Raw genomic sequence first — 22,789 nt, forward strand, 5'->3', positions numbered from 1 at the left:
TCCTTACTTGGCATTCACAACAGCATTGTTTGAGGACAAGCTAGACGATGATGTTTGCAACGACCAAGGCGCATCACTGCGAACTTTTGACCAAATCGGCGCTTCTAAAGTGCGACAAAGTTCCTGAGCAAGGGTGATCATGCCTTTATACCCAGCATAGGCATGTTCACGCTCTTGGTTGATGTCCAAAAATGGCAGGCGCGCTTTTAACGCGGTGTACATGTTGCGGCCACCTGCAATCATGATGTCAGCGTTGTAACGATGATAGGTATCGAGAAGCAGTGAAGCTCCGCCTTCATCAAGCATTAGCGCCTCTTCTCCCATGATATCCATAATGCGTTTCTTATCTGACTGAGTGGATTTACGCGTGCCTGTTGCAACACATTCCACACCAAGCTCTTTTAGCGCACTAACGACCGACCAGGATTTTACCCCACCGGTATAAAGCAGCGCTTTTTTACCGTTGAGGCGCTCAACATAAGGCTTTAATGCTTCTCGAGTTTGGTCTTCTTCTCGGGCAATTAAAGCCTCCGTCTCTTCGATTAAACGCTCATCTTTGATTAAACGAGCAAATGAACGCAGCGCTGCCGATGTATCTTCAATGCCGTAAAAGCTGCCTTCAAACCAAGGTATATGCCATTTTTCTTCTAGTTTACGGGCAACGTTGACTTGTGCTCGGGCGCAAACCACCATTGCGGCATCGGCGCGATGCATGGTTTGAATTTGATGAAATTGAGTGTCACCAGCTAGGCAACACAACACTCTCAAACCCAGCTGTTCAAACAACGGAGATACATGCCAAAACTCGCCAGCGATGTTGTATTCACCAATCAATACGATGTCGTGCACATGACGTGTCGCGTCATGCTTCATCAACGGTTTCGCTGGTGGCTCTGCACTGCCGATGACGCGCTCAAATATCACATTGCCCGCAATACGGTTGCCAAGATTTTTATTGCCATAGAAACCAGCGGCATCAACAGGAATGACAGGTATGTTCCAGCGATCTTTCGCCAACTGACATATCGCTTCAATGTCGTTGCCCTCTAGAGCAGGAACACAGGTCATGTAGACAAACACGGCGGGCGGAGCGTGTTTTTCTATCAACTGTTTGATCGCATGAAGCAGTCGCTTCTCCGCGCGCCCCATAATCACGTCCTGCTCGTTCAGATCCGTGGTGAAACCATAACGAAAGAGATTTGTACCTGTTGCCCGTGTTCCTCGATTGTTCCAACTGTTTCCGGCACAGCCAATCGGACCGTGGACAATATGTCCAACATCGGCAATCGGCAACAAACTGATTTGCGCACCGTCGAAAGTACAACCACCAGCCGTGGCACCCGGTTTGGAGCGGCTGCAACCACTCTTGCTGCCTGAGTTATGCTCACAGGCAGGTTCATCTTGTAATAGCTTGATTTCGGACTGCTTCATGGTGCCTCCAACTGGCTACATCTGACGATGTGGTTACATTCAATCCCTGAATGTCGTATTAATCAGTGGAATTGCAATTAGAGAGCCAAAAATAACTTATTGATAAATTGAGTTTATTTAGGAGATGGAATGAACAATTGTCGTAAAACGGACAAAGCCAAACAGAAGGTGCGACAAAAAAGAAATAAACATGCACCTTTGGCTATGCTACCGTAAATTCGATTTTTAACTTGATGGAGATAGAGGATGAGCGGCAGTTGGGCTAACGTCTTTCCGTACTTTGCTGGAGCGTTGAAGATAATTGTATTAGGCATTGGCGGTTACTTAGCGATTAAGTGGCACTTTGATGAAGAAGCAAGAGTGAGAGAAGAAGAAGGCGTTGTATTTGATAGATCAGGCTACATGAAAAAGATGGCGATGATACTAGCCTTTCTCGTCACTCTAGTGATCGTAGTGATTTATGCGACTGACTGGCTGCTCTACTGACGGGCTCTATTGCTAACATCTATGCTTGGCAATTTCCAATCGTTCAATCAAAACGTCACCTCCTCGAACACACGCATGAAGAACACAAGGTGAAACGGACAAGGAGGTTGTGATGAAACGATCCCACGCTTCACTCATCGCGAAGCGCAATCACAAGACCACTGCATGCGGCTAAATCAAAGGTCAATGAACTACAACCTGATAAGCTGTGCGAGACTAAATGAAGATCAAAGTGGTTCGCTTCAAGATACGCTTCACGAGTTCCCATCTCCTGCTCAAAACAAAGAGTAAAACGCAGTTCAGGATAGCTTAATTTCAAGCTATCCAACGTTTGCTGATTGATGTCGGACTGTGCCTCAAGCTTGGCAATAATGTCCGACAATACTACGGGAGAAAGATGCGCAAGCTGCATTGGTGCAGATGCATCTATAACTACATCATTCATAGCTCTCCTCCAGCTCCCATTCTCCACACTCAACGACATCCTTTTTGAAACCAAGGATTCGTTTCACCCAAGGTGGTGGATTGGTTGCGATCACTTGCGAGAGATCCTTTAGCACTACAGAAGCCTCTGCAGGCGCAGTTTTTTTGATGGGATGGATATTGGCGCGAGTAACGCGCGCAGCGGCAGGCCCGCCAATCGAAAGCGTAAACAGCATATGGCAATCGCGGATTCTATCCAGCATTGCAATGGCTCGCTCCTCGCCTGTTTTCTCGGTCGGCATTTCACGCACGTCAACCAGTTGATGCTGGGTTGCATTGACTTCATAAATCAGAACACGCAAACACGAACCGTAATGCCCATTGACCATCTCGCCTTGGTTGGATGTCAACGCCACGCGCAGTTTTGGCCCGGAGAGAGGCATTTGCGAAGCGACTTCTGGCGCAGAAACATCACTGATTTCTGGATTACAAAGCACATGCAAAGCGTTGGAAACGTCTTTGCGTGTTGGTCCTGAACCTAATGAACCAACCATTAAACGAAAAGCCTTCGGAGACAAACCGACTAACTTCGTTTCAGTCAGAGGCTCACCAAGGTGCTGAATCAACAGCCCCAATAGTGAGCGCAGTTCGATATTGGGCAACGACTTAGACGCTAAAGCAATGCGTATCGCCGCTTGGTCGGAAATGGTATTGTCCATCATCATATCGTCCTCCTAAATCACGCGGCTTGTAGTCGTCTGGCTTTTACTGTGATAGGCAACTTAGGTTTTGTTGCCATTGGGTCAATGTGATAGATCGCCCCGTTGGCTAAACGCACTTCGCCACCCCATTTGCTGTCGCTATCAAACTCAAAGTAAGTGATCGCTTCTTCTAAGTCTTTCTTCGGTAAGTAAAGTGAAAGTGCACCATTTTCGTTGTACTGAATCATTACATTCGCCATAACCTTTCCCTCTGTTAGGCTGATAAAGAAAGGCCGACAGAACACTCCGTCGGCCATTGTCACTAGCGAACCAAGTCAAAACCAAGGTCAGTTTTGCCTAAGTCGCTTGTTTCACGATCCAGCTTCGCCAGAACCTCGTTCACCAAAGTGGTTAAGATGGTCATTGCACCTTCATAGCCGAGAGTAGACTGGCGATGAAGATGATGGCGGTCGAAAATTGGGAAACCGATACGAACTAGAGGTACTTCAAACTCAGGACCTTTCGCTTTGGTATCACGTTCGATGAACTTACCGTATGAGTTACCAATCAATAGATCCGGTTTGTCAGTAAACATCAGGGAACGTAAGTGCCATAAGTCTTTACCCATGAACACTTCTGCGTTTTGACCATATGGCGTTTCAGCAAGCTGAGCTTCCATTTGTTTGCGCCAACGCTTCGCACCGTTGTTACAAAGCACATGCTTAATTTCGCAACCAAGCTCGGTTAGGAACTTACACATACCCAATAGGTAGTCAGGATCACCGTACAGTGAAACTGTCACGCCGTGCAGCCAAGTGTGGGAGTCAGTCATCATATCCACAAGACGACCACGCTCTTTGGTGATTGACTCAGGAATAGGCTTACCTGTCACTTCTGATACTTTCATGATGAAATTATCTGTCCACTCCAATCCCATAGGGATATTCAGTGCTGGCACGTCTTGTTTCCAAGTACCTTCAATGAATTTCTTGGTTTTCACAAGTTGATCAGGTTGAAGTAAGAAAGTGGCTTTGGAATTCGGTGCATCTTTAACTTCTTCGATTGGCGTACCGCCTGAATACATACGGTATTCACCGTCTGCTGGGGTATCCAATACTTCTGATGGATCGCAAAGGAAAGAGTATTCCACCTTCATTTCGTCCAACATACGACGAATGACGCGGTAGTTACCAAGATAGGTTTCGAACCCCGGAACAATGTTAATTTTGCCATTGCTTCCAGCCACTTTGCCTTCCATTCCATTAATGGTGAAATAGCGCAGAATGCCCTCGAACATGTTATCCCAGCCAGTCACATGGCTACCCACAAACGAAGGTGTGTGCGCAAATGGAACCGGTAAATCCGCTGGAATATGTTCATTGTGTTTGGCGTTATTGATGAAAGCATTTAAGTCGTCACCGATAACTTCCGCCATACAAGTGGTAGAAACGGCTATCATTTCAGGTTTGTACAAGGCGTAGGCGTTTTTAAGTCCGTCAAACATGTTCTCCTGCCCACCGAATACCGCTGCGTCTTCTGTCATTGAGTCAGAAACACACGCAATTGGTTCTTTAAAGTGGCGGTTGAAATAAGAACGGAAGTAAGCCACACAACCTTGTGAACCGTGCACGTAAGGGAGTGTTTTTTCGAAACCGAGAGAACACAAAACGCTACCGAGTGGCTGACACGCTTTCGCTGGGTCAATCGTAATGTGTTTACGAGCAAAGTTAATCTCTTGGTATTCTTTCGTTGTTGTCCATTCAAAGGTTTCGCGAACCTTCTTAGCATCAACGGCATTTTCAAAAGTTGCGCGCTTGTTGGCCATCAACTCTTGATACTCTGGTTGCTGAAATAGCGCATAACCAGTTTTAATGTCTTCAACTTTTTGAGTCATGAGTATTCTCCTACCGTGCCACTAATCTGTGAACGCCGGCTCGGGTTACATTAATTGGAAATCCTTCCAACTCACTTTAAGCAGATTTAGCTAACGCTTCGTCTGATGCTTCTTCCAACCAAGGTGCTTTCATGCTCTTCCAGCATGGGTTGTTCAGCGTTAAATCCATGTCGCGTGCGAAGATAGCGAAACCATCAACACCGTGATAAGGACCGGAATAATCCCAGCTGTGCATTTGGCGGAATGGATAGCCCATTTTCTGGAAGACATATTTCTCTTTCACACCAGAACCGATTAAATCTGGGTTCAAGCGTTTAACGAACTCTTCCAACTCGTAGGCACTGGCATCATCGAATAGCAAGGTTGAATCTTTGACATCTGGCGTGGTTTTCACGTAGTCATCGTTATGAGCAAACTCATAACCCGCACCGACGATTTCCATACCCAAATCTTCGTACGCACCAATGATGTGACGAGGACGCAAACCACCGACATAAAGCATCACAGTCTTGCCTTCTAGGCGTGGGCGATATTTATCAATCACCGCTTGCCATTGCTGACGGTATTTCGCGATCACTTCTTCAGTCTGCTGCTTAATTTTGTCGTCAAAGAATGCGGCAATTTTACGCATAGACTCTTCGATCTTGGTTGGACCGAATAGGTTGTACTCCACCCAAGGAATGCCGTTTTTCTCTTCCATGTAACGCACGATGTAATTCATTGAGCGATAACAGTGAACAAGGTTTAACGCCACTTTAGGTGTATTTTTCATCTCAGGTAATGTGCCGTCGCCTGACCATTGAGCCACAACGCGCAGCCCCATATCTTCGAGGATGATGCGAGAAGACCAAGCATCGCCACCGATGTTGTAGTCACCGATGATGGCCACATCGTAAGGTGTGGATTCGACAGTGCTCTCTTGTGCGGCATCCAACACATAGTCGCGAATAGTATCGTTCGCGATATGGTGACCCAATGATTGGGAGACGCCGCGGAAACCTTCACAACGAACAGGAACAATGGTTTTGCCCGTTTCAGCACTCTTTGTTTTCGCTACCGCTTCAATATCGTCACCAATCAAACCAACCGGACACTCTGATTGAATCGAGATACCTTTAGATAGCGGGAACAATGACTCAATCTCATCAATAGCGGCAGAGAGTTTTTTGTCGCCACCGAATACGATGTCACGCTCTTGGAAGTCAGTGGTAAAGTTCAACGTACCAAAAGAGTCAACACCCGTTGTACCTGAGTAGTAGTTACGACGACCCGCACGAGAGTACTGACCACAGCCGATAGGGCCATGAGAAATGTGAATCATATCTTTCACAGGTCCCCACACTACCCCTTTTGAACCTGCATACGCACAACCACGAACCGTCATAACACCTGGCAGTGTTTTACGGTTTGAAGTGATACAAGTGCCTTCAGCAGAGATATCACTGATCGCAATATGCTTCTTGCGATCTTCACGCGCTTTCTCAGGATAGACATCCAAAACTTCATCTATCAGCGCCTGTTTTTGTTCTTTGTTCATAGACATAAGTGAATCCTCATTGTCTTTAAGCAAATAAGAAGAATCAGTGCTTAACTTACGCTGTTAGCTCTGCCGCTGTTTTACCTATGATGGTTTCGTCTTCTTCTTCAAGAATGCCGAATTCCATCAATAGCTCTTCCAGCTCATCCATGGTGACTGGCGTTGGAATCACAAACATTTGGTTGTTGATGATCTTGCTTGCAAGAGCACGATACTCGTCCGCTTGTTTACATGTTGGGTCATATTCGATAACCGTCATACGGCGGATTTCAGCACGTTGTACGATGTTGTCACGAGGTACAAAGTGAATCATCTGCGTACCGATTTTGTCAGCCAGCGCCATGATGAGTTCATCTTCACGGTCTGTGTTACGTGAGTTACAAATCAGCCCTGCTAGACGCACACTACCTGTCGCTGCATATTTGCAGATACCTTTAGAGATGTTGTTTGCAGCGTACATTGCCATCATCTCACCAGAACATACGATGTAGATTTCTTGCGCTTTGTTTTCGCGAATTGGCATCGCGAAACCACCACACACAACGTCACCCAATACGTCGTAGAAAACGAAATCTAAATCTTCTTCATACGCACCTTCTTCTTCGAGGAAGTTGATTGCTGTGATAACACCGCGACCAGCACAACCTACGCCTGGCTCAGGGCCGCCTGATTCCACACAGCGAACATCGCCATAACCGACTTTCAATACATCTTCTAGTTCGATGTCTTCAACCGTACCGGCTTCCGCTGCCATTTCCATGATGGTGTTTTGTGCTTTTGAGTGCAGGATGAGACGAGTTGAGTCCGCTTTCGGGTCACAACCGATAATCATTACTTTCTTACCCGCTTCAGCCAACGCTGCCACTAAGTTCTGAGTGGTAGTGGACTTGCCGATGCCGCCTTTTCCGTAAATTGCACATTGACGAATTGCCATGGTCTATCTCCTTGTTAAATTAGACTCACGGTCGTTATTGCGAGATCTGTACCATCAGAAATTCAGCTATTTTTCATGCAGTTAGCTCTTGGTGTGAGAAGCAACAATCAAACATTGTCTGCTTTGCAACAAGCCTTTGTCGGCTGATTGTAGGAGGGATTAACGGTGAGAATGATTGGTTAGCGAAGTGGCTATCGAGAGTCGATTAAAATGAAAAAGGCGCATAAGCGCCTTTATAAATGAGGTAGTTAGAACTAGAGCGTAGAACTAGCGAATTAAGAAACGATTGAGCAGATACAGAATCGATTTACGATGGCTCAATATCCATGAACTGCGTGGTAACTTACTCCACGAACGCACCACCGTTTTAGCATGGGTAAAGGTCTTGAAGCCTTCAATCCCATGATAATGTCCCATACCTGAATCTCCGATACCACCAAATGGCGCAGAATCAGCAGCTACATGCATCAAAGTATCATTAATACACACTCCGCCACTGTGCGTGTGCTTGAGAACATATTCAGCAATATCGTTATCATCAGTCATGAGATAGAGCGCTAACGGACGAGCGTGGGAGTTCACTCTCTCAATTGCCTCTTCAATGGTTTTATAACTAATCACAGGCAAAATTGGACCGAAGATTTCGTTTTGCATTAGCCACATATCGTCAGTGACATTAGTGACTAGACTTGGCGCCATCTGCGTTGCTTTCAGTTCAACCGACTGCTTTACAGTGTAAATCTGCGCGCCTTTCTGTTTGGCATCTTCAAGATAGCTTTGCAGACGTTCTAACTGCGCTTGATTGATGATACCCGCACAATCCAATACACCGTGTTTGTTGATAAAACGTTTAGCAAAACGCTTCAAATACAACTCAACAAACTGCTCAACCTTGTCGGCGGGCAACATCACGTAATCTGGTGCAATACATATCTGCCCTGAGTTAATCGCTTTGCCTTGCATGATGTTGTCGATGCTACGAACCAAGTCTGCATCCGGTGCGATAATTGTCGGCGATTTTCCACCCAGTTCCAGAGTGACAGGCGTTAAATTTTTTGCCGCCGATTGTGCGACGATTTTGCCCACCGGAGTTGAGCCAGTGAAAAGCAGATGATCGAAAGGCAAAGAGCTGAATGCTGCTGCTATGGTTAAGTCCCCTTCCACACACACCGCAATATCACCCAAAGAACTGATGATTCTCGTCAGCACCTTGTTGGTTGCAGGCGTGTATTCACTGAACTTAATCATCGCTTGGTTACCTGCCGCGATAGCAGTAACAAGCGGAGACAAGCTCAGCATTGCAGGAAAGTTCCAAGGAACCACGATTCCGACTACACCTAAGGGTTGATAGTGCACTTGCACTTTCGATGGCAAAACCAATAACCCCGCATGACGGCGCGATGGTTTCATCCACTTTTTAAGATTCTTTAGGGTGTACTTAATCTGGTTGATAACAGGCAGTACATCACAGAAGGTGCTGTCAAAATGCGGACGGAAACCGAAGTCTTCACTGAGCGCTTCCACGAGCGCTTTTTTCTCTTTTAACAGTGCAGCTTTCAACGCTGAAAGGCGTTGCAGTCTCTGATCGAAACTGGGTGACGGGTCATTGGCGTATTGAAGGCGAAGACGGCTGTATTGCGCATGCAGTACTTCTAGCTCAGTCACTTGTAATTTTTGCCACTGAGCTTCTACAGCGGATACTCGATTCATATTATCTCCTACCAGACAACGTTATAACGTGGAAAGAAGTTCTGGGTTAATGCCAAAGCTTGTCTTGTGTTCTTCAATCACAAACTCACTTCTTGTCTGAATCACGCCCGGCAGTGTACCTAATCGTCCGGACATAAACGCTTGGTACGCTTTCATGTCTTTGACGCGAACTTTAATCATGGTATCGAAGTCCCCCGACAAAGAATAGCAAGATTCAATTTCAGGGATATCTTCCACTGCGCGAGCAAAGCGTTCAAAAATAGAGAAGCAGGTTTGGTCTAAACGAATATGAATAAATACCTGTACATCCAAGCCTAACTTTTCTGGATTTAACTCAGCGTGGTAGCCTTTGATGTAGCCTTCTTTTTCTAGTCGCTTAACTCGGTCAGAACAAGGCGATGTAGTAAGGTTCACTAACTTCGCCAGTTCAACCACTGGCAGTCTGCCTTTAGTATGTAATATGCGCAGGATTTGTTGATCCACACGGTCTAGATTCATAGCTCAATACTTTTTCAAGAGTCATTGCGCCATACAATACTGACTAATAAGGGCAGGATGAACCTCATCATTATGTGTTGTGAGCATAGTCACAATCAAAAACAAAGGGCATCAGATGATGCCCTTTATTGAGAAGAAAATTCTTAGTTTCATTTGTAGTCTGCGATAGAAGGCTACACCTTAACGGTATTAGAACCTGAGTATTTGTTACTTGTCACTACCAGCTTATGATTGCATTCACGACAGAACATTTGTTGTTCCATCGGGTAGTAATGTTCGCCGTTAAAAAGCTTTGAAAGAAAAGCATGTACAGCTTGCCAACCAGATTCCGATTCCGTAGAACAACGTCTCATAACAACTTTATGCTGTGTGGTTTTACGGCAACAGTTACAAAACGCTTCTGGCATAACGGGATCCTCTCTAATTGGCTAAAATGAAAACTCGACGTTTATTTAATCACTTTCGAGCAAACACTCAAACATTTCATTTAAATGTGTGATAAAGATCTAAAACATCCTACATACACTCTAAGTAAATTCTGCTAGCAAACGGTTTTAACATAGACAAAAAAACCCCACAGCGTGGGGTTTTCAGAGAAACAGTGAACTTTTAACCTAGTCTAGGTCAATCAATTGCTTCTTGTATGTTTGATGCTGAGATTTCACCGCTTGTTCAGGTTCACCTGTCAGTAGGCTCACAGCCACAATTGCGATTGTAGATAGAATGATTCCCGGTACGATTTCGTACACGTCATACCAACCGCCAGACAGTTGTTTCCACACTACGATAGTGACACCACCAACGATGATACCAGCCAGAGCACCATTACGGTTCATGCGAGACCAGTACAGACTCAGTACTAGTGCAGGACCAAATGCCGCGCCGAAACCAGCCCAAGCGTAAGAAACTAGACCTAATACTGAGCTATCTGGAGTCATTGCCAAGATAAGTGCAATAACAGATAGGATGATTACCGCTAGGCGACCTACTCGTACAATCTCTTCTGAGCTTGCGTCAGTCTTGAAGACCTGTTTGTAGAAGTCTTCAGCCAGAGCAGAAGAAGAAACCAGTAACTGAGAGTCCGCTGTACTCATGATTGCCGCCAGAATCGCTGCCAGAAGAATACCAGCAATAACCGGATGGAACAGAGCATTCACAAGTAGCATGAAGATTTTCTCGCCATCTTCAAGTTGCAGAGTGCCGTGGTTAGTTACATATACCAAACCAACGAAGCCTACTAACAACGCGCCAAACATTGACAAACCCGTCCACAAAACAGCGATACGGCGTGCAGTGGTTAGATCTTTGTTTGAACGTGAAGCTTTGAAACGAGCCAAAATATGTGGCTGACCAAAGTAACCCAGACCCCATGCAACCAGAGAAATGATCGCGATAGCAGACAGTGGTTTGCCGTCAATACCATTCCAAAGAGTAAGAAGTTCAGGGTTAATTGCCGTTAGCTCTGCATCCAGCTTACCAAAACCACCGTCAAGCGCAGCGAAAGGCACAATAAGAAGCGCCGCTGCCATTAGAAGACCTTGCACTAAGTCAGTCCAAGATACCGCTAAGAAGCCACCAAACAATGTGTAAGAAACCACACAGATTGTTCCGATAACAACCGCGATGGTGTAATCAATACCAAATACAGTTTCAAACAATTTACCACCAGCCACTAGGCCTGAACTGGTATAGAAAAGGAAGAATAGAAGGATAAAGAAGGCTGAAATTGTTTGAATTAGCTTAGATTTGTCATTAAAGCGACGCGATAAGAATTCAGGCAGTGTAAGTGCATCTGTCGTTACGCTGTATGTACGTAGACGTTTTGCCACGAGCAACCAGTTAGCCCAAGTACCGACTAACAAGCCACCAGCTAACCAGAAAGCTTCAAAACCCGCTGCGTATGCATAGCCAGGTAGGCCAAGTAACAACCATCCGCTCATATCAGATGCACCCGCCGAAAGCGCTGCAGGCCATGGACCTAAAGATCGGCCACCGAGGAAATAATCCGATGAACTTTTCGTTCGCTGATATGCGTAAACACCAATCGCCAACATCAGAATGAGGTAGACGATAAAGGTGGTCGTAATAGCAAAGCTATTTTCCATTGTGTAAGTCCTCTAAATATAAAATATCTTCCATGCCCCCTCCCTCAAAGAGAGGGGGAGAGATAAAAGATCTAAGGTCTGAAGATCTTTTAAGGCCATCAGACCTAGTGAGATTCGCTTCCAAGCTCTAGCAAGGTCGCGTTACCACCCACTGCCGTAATATTAATTGTACGAGTACGTTCGGTAATAAAGCGCAGTGATAAGTGTGGATCGTGTGCCACAGGAAGGGCATCCAAATCCGTTTCTGATACTAAGCTAACGATAGCACCTGTGCGTTTTGCCAGTTCGCGGTTAAGACGACGCTCAACCGACGTTTTACCAACATAGCCCACAGCGCGAACATCCGATTCCATCAACTGGTGATGCGCGTCAAACGTCGCAAATTGCAATACGTTAGCTGGTAGAGTTGACTGCTCGAAAGCAGACTTTAGTGCTGAAAACAATTCAGCATCATCACTGCAATAAACTGCGCTGTTACCCGCAACTAATGCAGCTGTTAACTGAGCAATAACGGTTTTCTTTGCAGCAGCACTATCATCATCTTGAATGATCAGTGCAACACCACGACCCGCCGTATACAGCTCGTTAGTTTCTCCGGTAGGGCCAACCAGTTGGTGCGTATGCGCCAACAATGTTGCTGCCTGTTGAAGATGGTAAGAAATCACTTTCGCAAGTTGCGGAGAAGTGCTCTCTAAATTTGATTTCAATGAAAGTAAACACTCACACTTAGAATCAAAACTTGTTAAATTCCAGTTTTCCCAAGCCGAAAAAGCGTCAGAAAAACGAGTTACTTGATGAACCATGTTTGGTCTCCTTCGCTTAGTCGATTAACGGTATTGAACCTGAGAAAAACGGTATAAATAGTGTGGACCACCAGCTTTCGGGCCAGTACCCGATAGCCCTTGACCACCAAACGGCTGAACACCAACCACAGCACCAACTTGGTCGCGGTTGATGTAGCAGTTACCAACACGTGCATGTTTTTCAATCCAGCGATAGGTCGTTTCGTTGCGGCTATGAATACCCATAGTCAGACCAAAACCTGTCTGGTTAATTTGATTCACCACATCCGCCAGTTCACTCGCTTTGAAGCGAACAATGTGCAGTACCGGACCAAATTTTTCTTCCGTCAAACATGAAATGTCTGCAATCTCAAACGCTGTCGGTGCTACAAAATCACCGTGTTGGCAATCTTCACCCAGACTAAGCTCAGCCACTTTCTTCTGCGTCTTTGTCATGTGGTCAATATGCTCAAGAAGTGTTTGTTTTGCTTTCGCATCAATCACAGGGCCGACATCAGTAGTATGCAAATAAGGAAGACCAATCGACAGCTCTTGCATTGCACCTTGGATAAGCGTGGTAATGCGGTCGGCAATATCTTGCTGAACGAAAAGAACACGTAGCGCTGAACAGCGTTGACCCGCAGAAGCAAACGCTGAACGAAGAACGTCACGAACCACTTGCTCAGGTAGCGCTGTACTATCTACGATCATTGCGTTCTGACCACCGGTTTCCGCGATAAACGGAACAGGATCGGCATCGCGCTCAGCCAGTGTTTGGTTAATACGTTGCGCTGTTGCGGTAGAGCCCGTAAACGCCACGCCCGCGATACTTGGGTGAGAAGTAAGCGCACTACCTATTTCTGAACCTTTACCCGGAAGTAGTTGAATTACTCCAGCAGGGAACCCCGCTTCAAGCATCAATTCAACCGCACGAACAGCGATTAAACTGGTTTGCTCAGCTGGTTTCGCAACCACAGTGTTACCAGCAACTAGTGCAGCAGAGATCTGACCGAGGAAAATTGCCAGAGGGAAGTTCCAAGGGCTGATACAAACGAATACACCACGACCTTCACGTTGTACCGTGCGCTTCTCTCCATCAAAGCCATCCACTGTGAATTCACCTAAGCAATCCACTTGTTTGGCGTAGTAACGACAGAAATCAACCGCTTCACGAACTTCATCAATGCTGTCGTGAATGGTTTTACCCGCTTCGTGATGACAGATTGCGACTAACTCAGCCAGATTCGCTTCTAACAGATCAGCAAGCTTCTCTAATTTTTCGCTACGAACAGATGCTGGTTCTTGGTTCCAGCTAGCAAATGCAGCTTGCGCAGATTCGATCGCTTCGGAAACATGATCATGGGAAGCAAAGTACGCTTGCCCCACTTCGATACGACGATCATATGGCGCTGTGACCACTACAGGTTTTACATCTTCCTTGATCATGCTTTCGATCAAAGAGTGTCCGTTGATGATTGGCGCAGCCTTCCACTGGTGGCCAGCAAATGACTCAACCTGCTTTTCAAATGGTTTAGCTTCGCTTTCGATATCTATGTTCACACCATAAGAATTACGGCGCTCCGAGAAGATAGCTGGCGGCAATGGAATTTGAGTATTGTTGAAGGTATCAAACTCAAGCAGCATATCGACCGGATGCTGAATCAAAGATGAAATCGGGCAGCGTGCATCAACCAGACGATGAACAAACGAGCTGTTTGCGCCATTCTCTAGAAGACGACGAACAAGGTAAGGCAACAGATCTTTATGGCTGCCTACCGGAGCATAAATACGCACCGATTGCTTGTACGCTTTCATTACATGGTTATACAGTGCGTCACCCATACCATGCAGACGTTGGAACTCGAAATCTTTATGTGTTGCCATCACAGCAATAGAAGTGACAGTTTGCGCATTGTGGCTAGCAAATTGTGGGAACAGATTGCCACGAACGGATTCACTGAGTAGGAAACGCGCACACGCCAAATAAGAAACATCGGTAGATTCTTTACGAGTATATACTGGGTAGCCAGTGTAACCCGCTTGTTGAGACCACTTAATCTCACTATCCCAGTACGCACCTTTTACAAGACGAACAGGAATTAGGTCGCCCTGATCTTTTGCCAGCGCTGTTAACCAAGCCAGAACTGGCAGAGCACGTTTTGAGTAAGCTTGGATTACTAGACCAAACTTGCCCCAACCTTTTACAAGTTCACTGCGGTAAACTTTTTCAAACAGTTCAAGAGAAAGTTCTAAACGGTCTGCTTCTTCCGCATCAATCGTGATAGCAACATCAAGCTCAATTGCTTTCTCAAGCAATTGCATTAACGTTTGGTACAACTCACTCATTACTCGATCGCGGTTTGCCACTTCGTAACGAGGGTGTAGTGCAGAAAGTTTGATAGAAATAGACGGTGCTGGGCTGGTATCTAAACCATATTTGTCGCGCCCTACAGCTTCAATGGCTGTTAAGTAGTCTTGGCAGTACTTTTTCGCATCAGCAGTGGTTAGCGCCGCTTCACCTAACATATCAAATGAGTAGGTAAAACCTTTGTCGCGCATCTTACGGCCATTTTTTTGCGCTTCAGCAATGTTACGACCAAGAACAAACTGGTGGCCCATGATCTTCATCGCTTGATGCATTGCTTTACGAATCACAGGCTCAGTCAACTTGTTGACTAAACGGTTAACCGCTTGGATAGGGCTGGTGCTCTCTGCGTCAGAAAGACCAATCACTTTACCTGTAAACATTAAGCCCCAAGTTGAAGCGTTAACAAATACAGAATCTGAATTCTTAAGGTGCGATTTCCAGTCTGCAACACCGAGACGATCTTTAATGAAGGCGTCTGCAGTTTCCGTATCGGGAATACGCATTAGAGCTTCAGCGAGACACATCAACAAGATACCTTCTTGAGTATCTAAGCTGTATTCAAGCAGAAGCGCATCAATCATTTGAATCGACTGCTTGTCTTTACGTATAGTCTCAATCAGTTCGGTTGTTTTAACCGCTATCGCTGACTTTTCATCTTCAGTCGTCGTTGCTAGGGGTAAAAGTTCTTTTAGCCATTGGGATTCGTCCACCATATAAAGTGGAGAGATCTGCGACCACAATTTGTTTAGCGGTTGCTCTACAAATTCGGCTTTCAACACATCAGTTGCTGTAAACACGCGTTTTCCTCAATCTCATACCCGTTTATCCAATACGGGCTTCCTACAATGGCAGCAGTGTATTTTGAGCGCACGAAGATTACTTGTCAAAAACTCCGAGCTTTTTGCTAAAAACTTGGTTTATTAACAAAGCGAAAACAGAATCACATCATTTACAACAAAAGAATATGCTAATTTTTTACCAGATAACGCAAATAGGTAACCTTTAATTGGCTAAATCACGCTTTAAAGAAGAATAATTATCATTAATTAAGGCGAGTAATAGTGAAGATCGCTATGGGCAAATGTTAGCGAACGTAGAAAAAAACAAAATTGCGGTGTGATTTCTTAATTTGGAAGCTTAGTTGCGACAGCTTTTCTTGAATTGCGAAGGTGAAATACCCTGCAAACGAGAGAAAGTATGGGTAAAGGTACTTTGGTTTGAAAAACCTGTCAGTTCTGCAATTTGACCTAGATTTAGACGACCTTGTTCAATGAGGGACTTCGCCATATCAACACGCTTACCCAACACATATTGGTGTGGAGTGATACCAAGCTGTTCTTTAAACAAGCAATGAAATTGGCTTTCTCCAAGAAATACGCTGCCCGCTAACTGCGCGACAGAAATTCGACGACTTAAATGCTGTTCGATATAGCGATCGACCGCTTCTAAGTCGAAGCGCGAGTCTTTTCTATGAGTAGAAAAGCTGGATATGTGTCTCTGCAATAGAGCTGTCACAGTATCGCTACAAGCGCGACTCAAAAGTAAGTCATCGGGAGAAGATTGCATTTCCAACACTAATAGTTGAATCAGTTTTTGAATTTGGCCATCGAGTTGAAAATACACATCACTGCGAGAGAGATCATTTATCTTTTGCAAGGCTAAAGGGTCATCGTCAGAAGGAAGAGGCAAGTTCAAAACCAAGATATCTGACTGACCGACAATGCCGCCAAAAGCATGATCGGTTCCGGAGGTAACAACACAACCCTGCCCCGGTCCGACAACATTGCCACTGCCGCACACTTCAAACTCCGCTTGCCCCTTTAGGCCAATTACAATTTGCGTGTAGTTGTGATCATGGCAATCCATATATGCAGGCAAAGTAATTAACTGCGCCGGGCGAGGCGACAAAACTTTGGCTCTTTGCTCTGTATAGGCAGAAGTTGTCATACTTTGCTCACTCAAGACCATGTCATTCTTTGAAATTGGCTCTAATTTTATACCAAATTTCCCCTCAGTGATAATGCTGTACACTTTTTAATCACCAATAATCAACAATGAGCATATGCGATAATTTATGGTGATGAAATAAGGGTTATTCATCTAGTCGGAACAATGATCAAGTGCACATAAATTACGGTCAATGTGTATTCAATCGAAAAACAGCGCTGTGAATCGGAAATCGGTGCTTGCATATTTTATGAATCTGCTCAAAATGGGAAATGCACATTTATAAGATTTACAAAATCAGAGACCTAGTAGCAGGTTTCAGTAAGTTTTAGTGCTTTGAAGCTAAAAAAGCTACAGAGTTTGCATTATGAGTCGGCTTATTTAAAAGCTGTCAAAAGATTGTCTTTCCCACTATATTCGGTGGTTAAATGTTAAATTGTTGCAGGGACCTATGATCAAATATCGCATCCCAGCGCTATTGCTTGCGCTAAGCCCTCTTTGGGTAACTGCATCGGTGAACGCAGAACAAGTAACACAGGCTGATCCTGTGGCGAGCATCGATGAGAAGATAAGTATCAAACAAAATGAAATTGACACGATTTCTTCAGACTATGAAGCGGAAGGTGCCAAACTTCAACAATTGAAAAATGAAGAAGAACGCCTCCAACGTGAAGCAGATGAATTAGATGCGAAGCGTAATAGAGCGAAATCAGCTCTAGATAAACAATACTCACGTCTATTGGATGATCCTGAAACTGACCTGATTACCTTCCAAAAGAAATACCAAGAAACTTGGGCTGCGGTAAAACAGAATCAGTCTGAAAAGTTAGCCAACGAACAGGCTGTGACAGAAAGCGAAATGCGTTTGTCTCAGATTAAGCAGAAACAAGCTCGCTTAAAAACTGAATTTGCCAACTTGGAAGAAAGCCGTATTGAAGCGCGCGTTAAGCGCCTTGAAGCTGAACTTCGTGAAAGCAGTGTTTTGGAAACAAGCTACAAAACCGCCTGTTCTACAACGATGACGCTTGGCGAATGTGCTAACCAAGGCAAATACCTAACTAAGCAAAAAGCTGTTAAAACGTTTCGTGCTAAGTTGCTGGACGGTGTGACTGAATCTACGCTTGTTAAGCAAAACACCAACGGTGTTGAACTCAACATTCACGTTCAAGAAAGCCAAATCATCAAGAGCGGTTTTGAAGGCAACAACGATTACACCACTCAAATGCAAGCTCAGTTACAAGCGAAACCTGAAGCAGTCGCAGCGTGTAAGTTGCTGAATGTTTCTACTCGCTACTGCCTACAAGGCGCAGCTGACGAGAGCGCAAACAAAAAGAACGATAAACAGTGGGCAAATGTGACTGTTCGTTCAGACCAATATAACGATTCTGTGACCATCAATGGTATTAACTATGGTAGTACTCCTGTAGAAATCGTTCTACCAGCGGGTCGTCATCAAGTCACTGTGTCTAAAGACGGTTTTGAAACATACAACCGTGTTATCACTGTGAATGGCAACGATTCTATCTGGGTAAAACTAAGACCAAACAAAAACGGCTAGGCGACGGAATACAGTGATTTTTCTGTGATGATTCACAAAGCTGATAAATAAGGCTATGTTAAAACGCCATTTTGTTACCAAGTTATTGAAAGATAACTTCTGACAAAATGGCGTTTTCGTTTAGAATAGCCAAAACATTTTTAAAACTTAACTGAAGTAGACAACAATGCGACAAGGTTTATCCGCTCTTCTAATAGCACTCTCACCTTGCTTAATGGCGACATCGACGTTGGCAGAAGGAACGCCTTCCTCTGTAATGGCCATTGATGACGCGCTGTTCAGTAAACATTCAGAGTTGCAGGATGCAAAAAAGGCAACCCAGTCCGATCAGACTGCTGTCGACAATCAACAACAAGAATTGGATCGTCTTAATCAACTGACAGTCAAACTCGATGCGAAGCTAAAAACAGCGAAAGCAAATTTGGAGCGCGACTATCTCAAAATGATAGATGAACCGGATCTTGACATAATGCCTTCGCAACAGGCGTATCAAGATGCGTGGTCTGAAGTGAAGCAGAACCAAAAGTCTCGCTTAGAAGCTGAACAAAAGCTGCAAGAACTGCAAACAGCCCTGGCTCAGAAAAAATCTGCGCAAGGCGTTATTGAGCAGAACATAGCAGGTTTAGAGCAAGACAAACTTCGCGCTCGTGTGGAACGTTTGCGTGAAGAACTAAAACGCACAGGCGAACAAAAAGTCAGCTTTACCAACACCTGTAACGCGGACATGACATTAGCTCAATGTAGCAGCCAGACAAATGAACTCGGGCTACAAAAAGCGGTTAAACAGTTCCAGAACTGGCTTGTGGACGAGACCAGCGAATCAGCTATCGTCAAACAATACCTATCTGATGTTTCTCTCAATATTCATGTTCTAAAGCACTCTGTTGTTGAATCTGGCTTCTCAGATGGCAGCAAATTCCGCACCGTGATTTCAGCCCAGCTTGATGCTCGTCCTGCTGAAAATGCACCTTGTAAGCTTCTTAACTTAGATTCCCAATACTGTTTTGCACCGGGTGAAGGTAATCAGACTGGTGAGAAGCAAAAAGAAGTAGCTTGGGTAAGCCTTTCAGTACGTTCAAATCAATATGCAGACAGAGTCATCGTTGATGGCGTTCAATATGGCAGTACGCCTGTAGAAGTGCTGATGCCCGTTGGTAAACATCACATCATCATTGAGAAAGAAGGCTATCGCTCTTTCAACAGTGAAATTGAAGTTACAGCAGACCAGACGCTACGTGCAGTCCTGAACGAATATGAAAACGTTTTGAAACCGGGTCATAAGTTTGCAGATTCATTGAAGGGCAATGCAAAAGCCCCTGAGATGATCACCATGATAAAAGGTGAATATCTGCTGGGTGATCAAGCTTCAAGACAAATTCGCCTTGATCATGCTTTCGCATTGAGTGCGACACCAATTACTGTCGGTCAGTTTGAGACATTCGTGAATCAAACCAGCTACCAAACAGATGCAGAGCTTAAAAACATCTGTATTACGGTCGACAATTCTGAAGTGACTCCTATAGCCGAAAGTTATTGGCGTAATCCAGGCTTCAAACAATCGGCTCAATCACCTGCCGTCTGTATCAGCAAAAATGATGCGGTCGCCTACACACGTTGGCTTTCTCAACAAACGGGTTTCAAATACCGTTTACCAAGTGAAGATGAGTGGGAAATTGCCGCTCGTTCAGGTAGCCAAAACGGCTACTGGTGGGGCGATAACTTTGGGTCAGGTAAAGCGAATACTGGTTGGGGTGGTACTCAGTGGTCCAATAAGAGTACGTCTCCAGTGAGAGCATTTGAACCTAACCGTCTAGGCTTCTACGACATGGTGGGTAACGTGTGGGAATGGACCAACGATGAAAGAGGCATGGCTAAAGGTGGTGCTTGGATCTTCTCACCTGAGATGGCAAAAGCAGACAAACAGCTATTTATAGGACCTTCCACTGCAGCCAACTATGTGGGTTTCCGTATCCTACGTGAGCTGGAATAAGCAATATACGAGCAACAAATGTGACAAAGGGGGAATATATTCCCCCTTTTTCTTTTGCTCAAATTCTTTTAGCGAAAGTAACAAACTAATTATGGTGCTAAACGGTCAACCGTCCACGTGTCGTTTGTTTTGCTGAATAAGAAACGGTCATGTAAACGATGTTCCCCACCCTGCCAAAATTCAATGCTCTCAGGTCTAATACGATATCCCCCCAGAAACTCGGCACTGGAATCTCACCATTAGCGAACTTCTGTTTCAGTTCTAAATATTTACCTTCGAGAATGCCGCGAGCCGAAATGCGACTACTTTGATGGCTAGCGATAGCCGCAATTTGGCTGTCTTTTGGACGAGAAGTGAAATACTTCATATTTTCTAGTGCACTCAGTTTTTCTGCCGTACCTGTAATATGAACTTGTCTTTCTAAAGGATGCCAAGGGAAATGGATACTGACTTTGTTGTTATGTTCAATATGCTGCGCTTTTTCTGCTTCCCAAGTTGGTATAGAAAACGAAACCATTTTTATCTAAGTTCTTCAGCAGAACAATACGTTGAAAAGGCTGACCATTTTGATCAACGGTCGCAACCGTCATCGCTGTCGGGTCAGTTAATTTTGCATCAATCGCTTGTTGTAACCATAAGTTAAACTGGTCAATGGGATCGGCAAGCAAATCCTTACGTCTCAAACCACCTCGGATGTACTCACGGCGAATATCTGAAAGATCCATTTCTACTCCTCGTAATTTTTTGCCGATTGTCCTCTGAACTGTTACAGAACTCAAGCGATTCACCCGCAGATAGTAATAACAACAGCGAGAAATTATGAACTTAACTAAAGTTAAGAAAAACAGCTCACAGACCAAATAAGCACATTAACAATTCAACAAATCTATCGAAAAAACGAATGAATTCAAAAATTAAATGGAAATAGCTATACGCATTCCATAATTAACATTTATTCTTATAGGTAAATCAATAAGCGATTAGTTACGAACCGCAATATCAAGGAACACCATGAGCAAGAGTAGTTACAATAAGCTCTCCGCGACAGAACTCGAGTATGTCGACGACCAAACAGCCGCACTGCTTCTAAACACTCCAAGTAGTGCGAGGGTAATGCTTTGGGTGATGATCGCTTTTTTTATCGCTGCTTCAGCATGGGCATCTTGGGCCGAAATAGATCAAGTCACTCGAGGCCAAGGAAAAGTCGTTCCTTCTTCTCAAGTCCAAGTCATCCAAAACTTGGAAGGCGGTTTGGTAAAGCAGATTTTGGTTCGCGAAGGCGAACAAGTTCAAAAAGGCCAACAACTGATCTTAATTGATGACACTCGCTTCCGTTCAGATTTCCGCGAGCGTGAACAACAGGTAGCCAACTTAACAGCAAACGTGCTGCAGCTCTCCGCGACACTTTCCAGTGTCACTATCGACGAAGACTTTTCTGAGAACAATTGGGAGAACAGTGTTCGTATTGATTACAACAAGCTTGCCTTCCCTCCCCTGCTCAAGGATACACAGCCTGAGCTGGTGGCTCGTCAACGTGCAGAATATCAACAAGATTTGGATAATTTAAGAAACCAAATTTCTGTAATGACACAGCAAGTTAAGCAGAAGCAGCAAGAGCTGATAGAGATTCAAGCGCGAATCAAGAACCTTCGACAAAGCTATGATTTTGCTAATAAAGAATTGGAAATCACAAAACCTTTAGCCGATGAAGGCGTGGTGCCACGTATTGAGCTGCTGAAACTGCAACGTCAGGTGAACGACACCCGTCGTGAACTCACTTCCAGCGAACTAAAAGTGCCGGTATTGAGGTCAAACATTCGCGAAGCGATGTTAAGCCGAATTGATACCGCACAGAAATTCCGTTCTCAGCAGCAACAAGAGCTTAACCAAATTCAAGATAAGCTCTCTTCGATGACAGAGTCTGCGGTGGGATTGGAAGACCGTGTAAACCGAACTGTGGTTGTTTCACCGGTTACAGGTACTGTGAAAACACTGAATGTAAATACCGTGGGCGGTGTTATCCAGCCGGGTATGGATATCGTCGAGATAGTACCGACAGAAGACACACTGCTTGTGGAAGCACAGATAGCTCCTCAGGATATCGCTTTCCTACGCCCTGATTTACATGCCATTGTGAAATTCAGCGCTTACGATTTTACTAAATACGGTGGTTTAGAAGGCACGCTAGAACATATCAGCGCCGATACCACACAAGATGAAGAAGGCAACAGTTTCTATTTGGTTCGAGTGCGTACCACTGAGACGTCGTTTGGTCACGATGAAAACCTACCCATAATTCCGGGTATGACAGCTTCGATAGACATTATTACCGGCAAACGAACAGTGATGGAGTATCTACTTGAACCAATTCTTAGAGCAAAGACAAACGCCTTGCGGGAATGATACTGAATGCTCAAGCACGAAC

Annotated in this window: 18 protein-coding genes and 1 pseudogene; 4 read left to right on the plus strand and 15 right to left on the minus strand. The window is 44.8% G+C overall.

Going from position 1 to position 22,789, the window contains the following annotated elements; all coding sequences use genetic code 11:
• Positions 1-3: 3 nt before the first annotated feature.
• Positions 4-1,431, minus strand: a complete 1,428-nt coding sequence (gene nifE, locus P4S58_RS20790) for a nitrogenase iron-molybdenum cofactor biosynthesis protein NifE (RefSeq protein ID WP_337165547.1) — start codon at positions 1,429-1,431, stop codon at positions 4-6.
• A 246-nt stretch (positions 1,432-1,677) separates the two neighbouring features.
• Between nifE and P4S58_RS20795 the strand changes: the two genes are divergently transcribed.
• Positions 1,678-1,917 (plus strand): hypothetical protein, encoded by a 240-nt coding sequence (locus tag P4S58_RS20795; RefSeq protein ID WP_042479501.1) that lies wholly within the window; start codon positions 1,678-1,680, stop codon positions 1,915-1,917.
• A gap of 130 nt (positions 1,918-2,047) precedes the next feature.
• On the opposite strand, the gene P4S58_RS20800 is transcribed toward P4S58_RS20795, so the two are convergent.
• The 13 genes from P4S58_RS20800 to P4S58_RS20860 all read right to left on the minus strand — a co-directional run bounded on the left by P4S58_RS20800 (position 2,048) and on the right by P4S58_RS20860 (position 16,816).
• Positions 2,048-2,362 (minus strand): hypothetical protein, encoded by a 315-nt coding sequence (locus tag P4S58_RS20800; RefSeq protein ID WP_337165549.1) that lies wholly within the window; start codon positions 2,360-2,362, stop codon positions 2,048-2,050.
• A complete protein-coding gene (locus tag P4S58_RS20805) occupies positions 2,355-3,065 on the minus strand; it encodes a NifB/NifX family molybdenum-iron cluster-binding protein (protein ID WP_337165550.1) in 711 nt (236 codons plus the stop codon). Before P4S58_RS20805 ends, P4S58_RS20800 begins: the two co-directional genes overlap by 8 nt.
• A gap of 14 nt (positions 3,066-3,079) precedes the next feature.
• Entirely contained in the window at positions 3,080-3,301 is a 222-nt protein-coding gene (gene nifT, locus P4S58_RS20810) for a putative nitrogen fixation protein NifT (RefSeq protein WP_337165552.1), read from the minus strand.
• A 62-nt stretch (positions 3,302-3,363) separates the two neighbouring features.
• Complete coding sequence (gene nifK / locus P4S58_RS20815; protein ID WP_337165553.1) at positions 3,364-4,935, minus strand: nitrogenase molybdenum-iron protein subunit beta; 1,572 nt, start codon at positions 4,933-4,935, stop codon at positions 3,364-3,366.
• 76 nt (positions 4,936-5,011) lie between these two features.
• Entirely contained in the window at positions 5,012-6,478 is a 1,467-nt protein-coding gene (gene nifD, locus P4S58_RS20820; protein WP_337165555.1) for a nitrogenase molybdenum-iron protein alpha chain, read from the minus strand.
• Positions 6,479-6,527: 49 nt separating this feature from the next.
• Positions 6,528-7,406, minus strand: coding sequence for a nitrogenase iron protein (gene nifH, locus P4S58_RS20825; protein ID WP_102962302.1), 879 nt, complete (start codon positions 7,404-7,406; stop codon positions 6,528-6,530).
• A 267-nt stretch (positions 7,407-7,673) separates the two neighbouring features.
• Positions 7,674-9,116 (minus strand): coniferyl aldehyde dehydrogenase, encoded by a 1,443-nt coding sequence (locus P4S58_RS20830; protein ID WP_337165557.1) that lies wholly within the window; start codon positions 9,114-9,116, stop codon positions 7,674-7,676.
• A 21-nt stretch (positions 9,117-9,137) separates the two neighbouring features.
• Positions 9,138-9,614 (minus strand): Lrp/AsnC family transcriptional regulator, encoded by a 477-nt coding sequence (locus P4S58_RS20835; protein WP_042479512.1) that lies wholly within the window; start codon positions 9,612-9,614, stop codon positions 9,138-9,140.
• Positions 9,615-9,787: 173 nt separating this feature from the next.
• On the minus strand, positions 9,788-10,021 hold the full coding sequence (locus P4S58_RS20840; protein ID WP_042479514.1) for a hypothetical protein: 234 nt from the start codon (positions 10,019-10,021) through the stop codon (positions 9,788-9,790).
• Positions 10,022-10,228: 207 nt separating this feature from the next.
• Positions 10,229-11,719, minus strand: a complete 1,491-nt coding sequence (putP, locus tag P4S58_RS20845) for a sodium/proline symporter PutP (protein ID WP_102953270.1) — start codon at positions 11,717-11,719, stop codon at positions 10,229-10,231.
• 104 nt (positions 11,720-11,823) lie between these two features.
• Positions 11,824-12,522: a 1-pyrroline-5-carboxylate dehydrogenase gene (locus P4S58_RS20850; protein WP_337165559.1), complete on the minus strand. Its 699-nt coding sequence runs from the start codon at positions 12,520-12,522 to the stop codon at positions 11,824-11,826.
• Between the two features lie 24 nt (positions 12,523-12,546).
• Positions 12,547-15,666, minus strand: coding sequence for a bifunctional proline dehydrogenase/L-glutamate gamma-semialdehyde dehydrogenase PutA (gene putA, locus P4S58_RS20855; protein ID WP_337165560.1), 3,120 nt, complete (start codon positions 15,664-15,666; stop codon positions 12,547-12,549).
• Between the two features lie 340 nt (positions 15,667-16,006).
• Positions 16,007-16,816: an AraC family transcriptional regulator gene (locus tag P4S58_RS20860; protein WP_167828586.1), complete on the minus strand. Its 810-nt coding sequence runs from the start codon at positions 16,814-16,816 to the stop codon at positions 16,007-16,009.
• 451 nt (positions 16,817-17,267) lie between these two features.
• Between P4S58_RS20860 and P4S58_RS20865 the strand changes: the two genes are divergently transcribed.
• Entirely contained in the window at positions 17,268-18,374 is a 1,107-nt protein-coding gene (locus P4S58_RS20865) for a PEGA domain-containing protein (protein ID WP_102953272.1), read from the plus strand.
• Positions 18,375-18,540: 166 nt separating this feature from the next.
• Complete coding sequence (locus P4S58_RS20870; protein ID WP_042479519.1) at positions 18,541-20,364, plus strand: SUMF1/EgtB/PvdO family nonheme iron enzyme; 1,824 nt, start codon at positions 18,541-18,543, stop codon at positions 20,362-20,364.
• 89 nt (positions 20,365-20,453) lie between these two features.
• On the opposite strand, the pseudogene pdxH reads toward P4S58_RS20870, so the two are convergent.
• A pseudogene (pdxH, locus tag P4S58_RS20875) lies at positions 20,454-21,089 on the minus strand (pyridoxamine 5'-phosphate oxidase).
• Positions 21,090-21,375: 286 nt separating this feature from the next.
• On the opposite strand from pdxH, the gene P4S58_RS20880 reads away from it, so the two are divergent.
• Positions 21,376-22,767, plus strand: coding sequence for an HlyD family type I secretion periplasmic adaptor subunit (locus P4S58_RS20880; protein WP_042479522.1), 1,392 nt, complete (start codon positions 21,376-21,378; stop codon positions 22,765-22,767).
• Positions 22,768-22,789: the final 22 nt, after the last annotated feature.

It is taken from the genome of Vibrio sp. Hal054 (genome assembly GCF_037162405.1).
GTDB classification, from domain to species: domain Bacteria; phylum Pseudomonadota; class Gammaproteobacteria; order Enterobacterales; family Vibrionaceae; genus Vibrio; species Vibrio diazotrophicus.

Excerpts from the sequence above, each read along its gene's own strand:
- nifE (WP_337165547.1), bottom strand. The coding sequence starts at position 1,431 with ATGAAGCAGTCCGAAATCAAGCTATTACAAGATGAACCTGCCTGTGAG.
- P4S58_RS20795 (WP_042479501.1), top strand. The coding sequence starts at position 1,678 with ATGAGCGGCAGTTGGGCTAACGTCTTTCCGTACTTTGCTGGAGCGTTG.
- P4S58_RS20800 (WP_337165549.1), bottom strand. The coding sequence starts at position 2,362 with ATGAATGATGTAGTTATAGATGCATCTGCACCAATGCAGCTTGCGCAT.
- P4S58_RS20805 (WP_337165550.1), bottom strand. The coding sequence starts at position 3,065 with ATGATGATGGACAATACCATTTCCGACCAAGCGGCGATACGCATTGCT.
- nifT (WP_337165552.1), bottom strand. The coding sequence starts at position 3,301 with ATGGCGAATGTAATGATTCAGTACAACGAAAATGGTGCACTTTCACTT.
- nifK (WP_337165553.1), bottom strand. The coding sequence starts at position 4,935 with ATGACTCAAAAAGTTGAAGACATTAAAACTGGTTATGCGCTATTTCAG.
- nifD (WP_337165555.1), bottom strand. The coding sequence starts at position 6,478 with ATGTCTATGAACAAAGAACAAAAACAGGCGCTGATAGATGAAGTTTTG.
- nifH (WP_102962302.1), bottom strand. The coding sequence starts at position 7,406 with ATGGCAATTCGTCAATGTGCAATTTACGGAAAAGGCGGCATCGGCAAG.
- P4S58_RS20830 (WP_337165557.1), bottom strand. The coding sequence starts at position 9,116 with ATGAATCGAGTATCCGCTGTAGAAGCTCAGTGGCAAAAATTACAAGTG.
- P4S58_RS20835 (WP_042479512.1), bottom strand. The coding sequence starts at position 9,614 with ATGAATCTAGACCGTGTGGATCAACAAATCCTGCGCATATTACATACT.
- P4S58_RS20840 (WP_042479514.1), bottom strand. The coding sequence starts at position 10,021 with ATGCCAGAAGCGTTTTGTAACTGTTGCCGTAAAACCACACAGCATAAA.
- putP (WP_102953270.1), bottom strand. The coding sequence starts at position 11,719 with ATGGAAAATAGCTTTGCTATTACGACCACCTTTATCGTCTACCTCATT.
- P4S58_RS20850 (WP_337165559.1), bottom strand. The coding sequence starts at position 12,522 with ATGGTTCATCAAGTAACTCGTTTTTCTGACGCTTTTTCGGCTTGGGAA.
- P4S58_RS20860 (WP_167828586.1), bottom strand. The coding sequence starts at position 16,816 with ATGACAACTTCTGCCTATACAGAGCAAAGAGCCAAAGTTTTGTCGCCT.
- P4S58_RS20865 (WP_102953272.1), top strand. The coding sequence starts at position 17,268 with ATGATCAAATATCGCATCCCAGCGCTATTGCTTGCGCTAAGCCCTCTT.
- P4S58_RS20870 (WP_042479519.1), top strand. The coding sequence starts at position 18,541 with ATGCGACAAGGTTTATCCGCTCTTCTAATAGCACTCTCACCTTGCTTA.
- P4S58_RS20880 (WP_042479522.1), top strand. The coding sequence starts at position 21,376 with ATGAGCAAGAGTAGTTACAATAAGCTCTCCGCGACAGAACTCGAGTAT.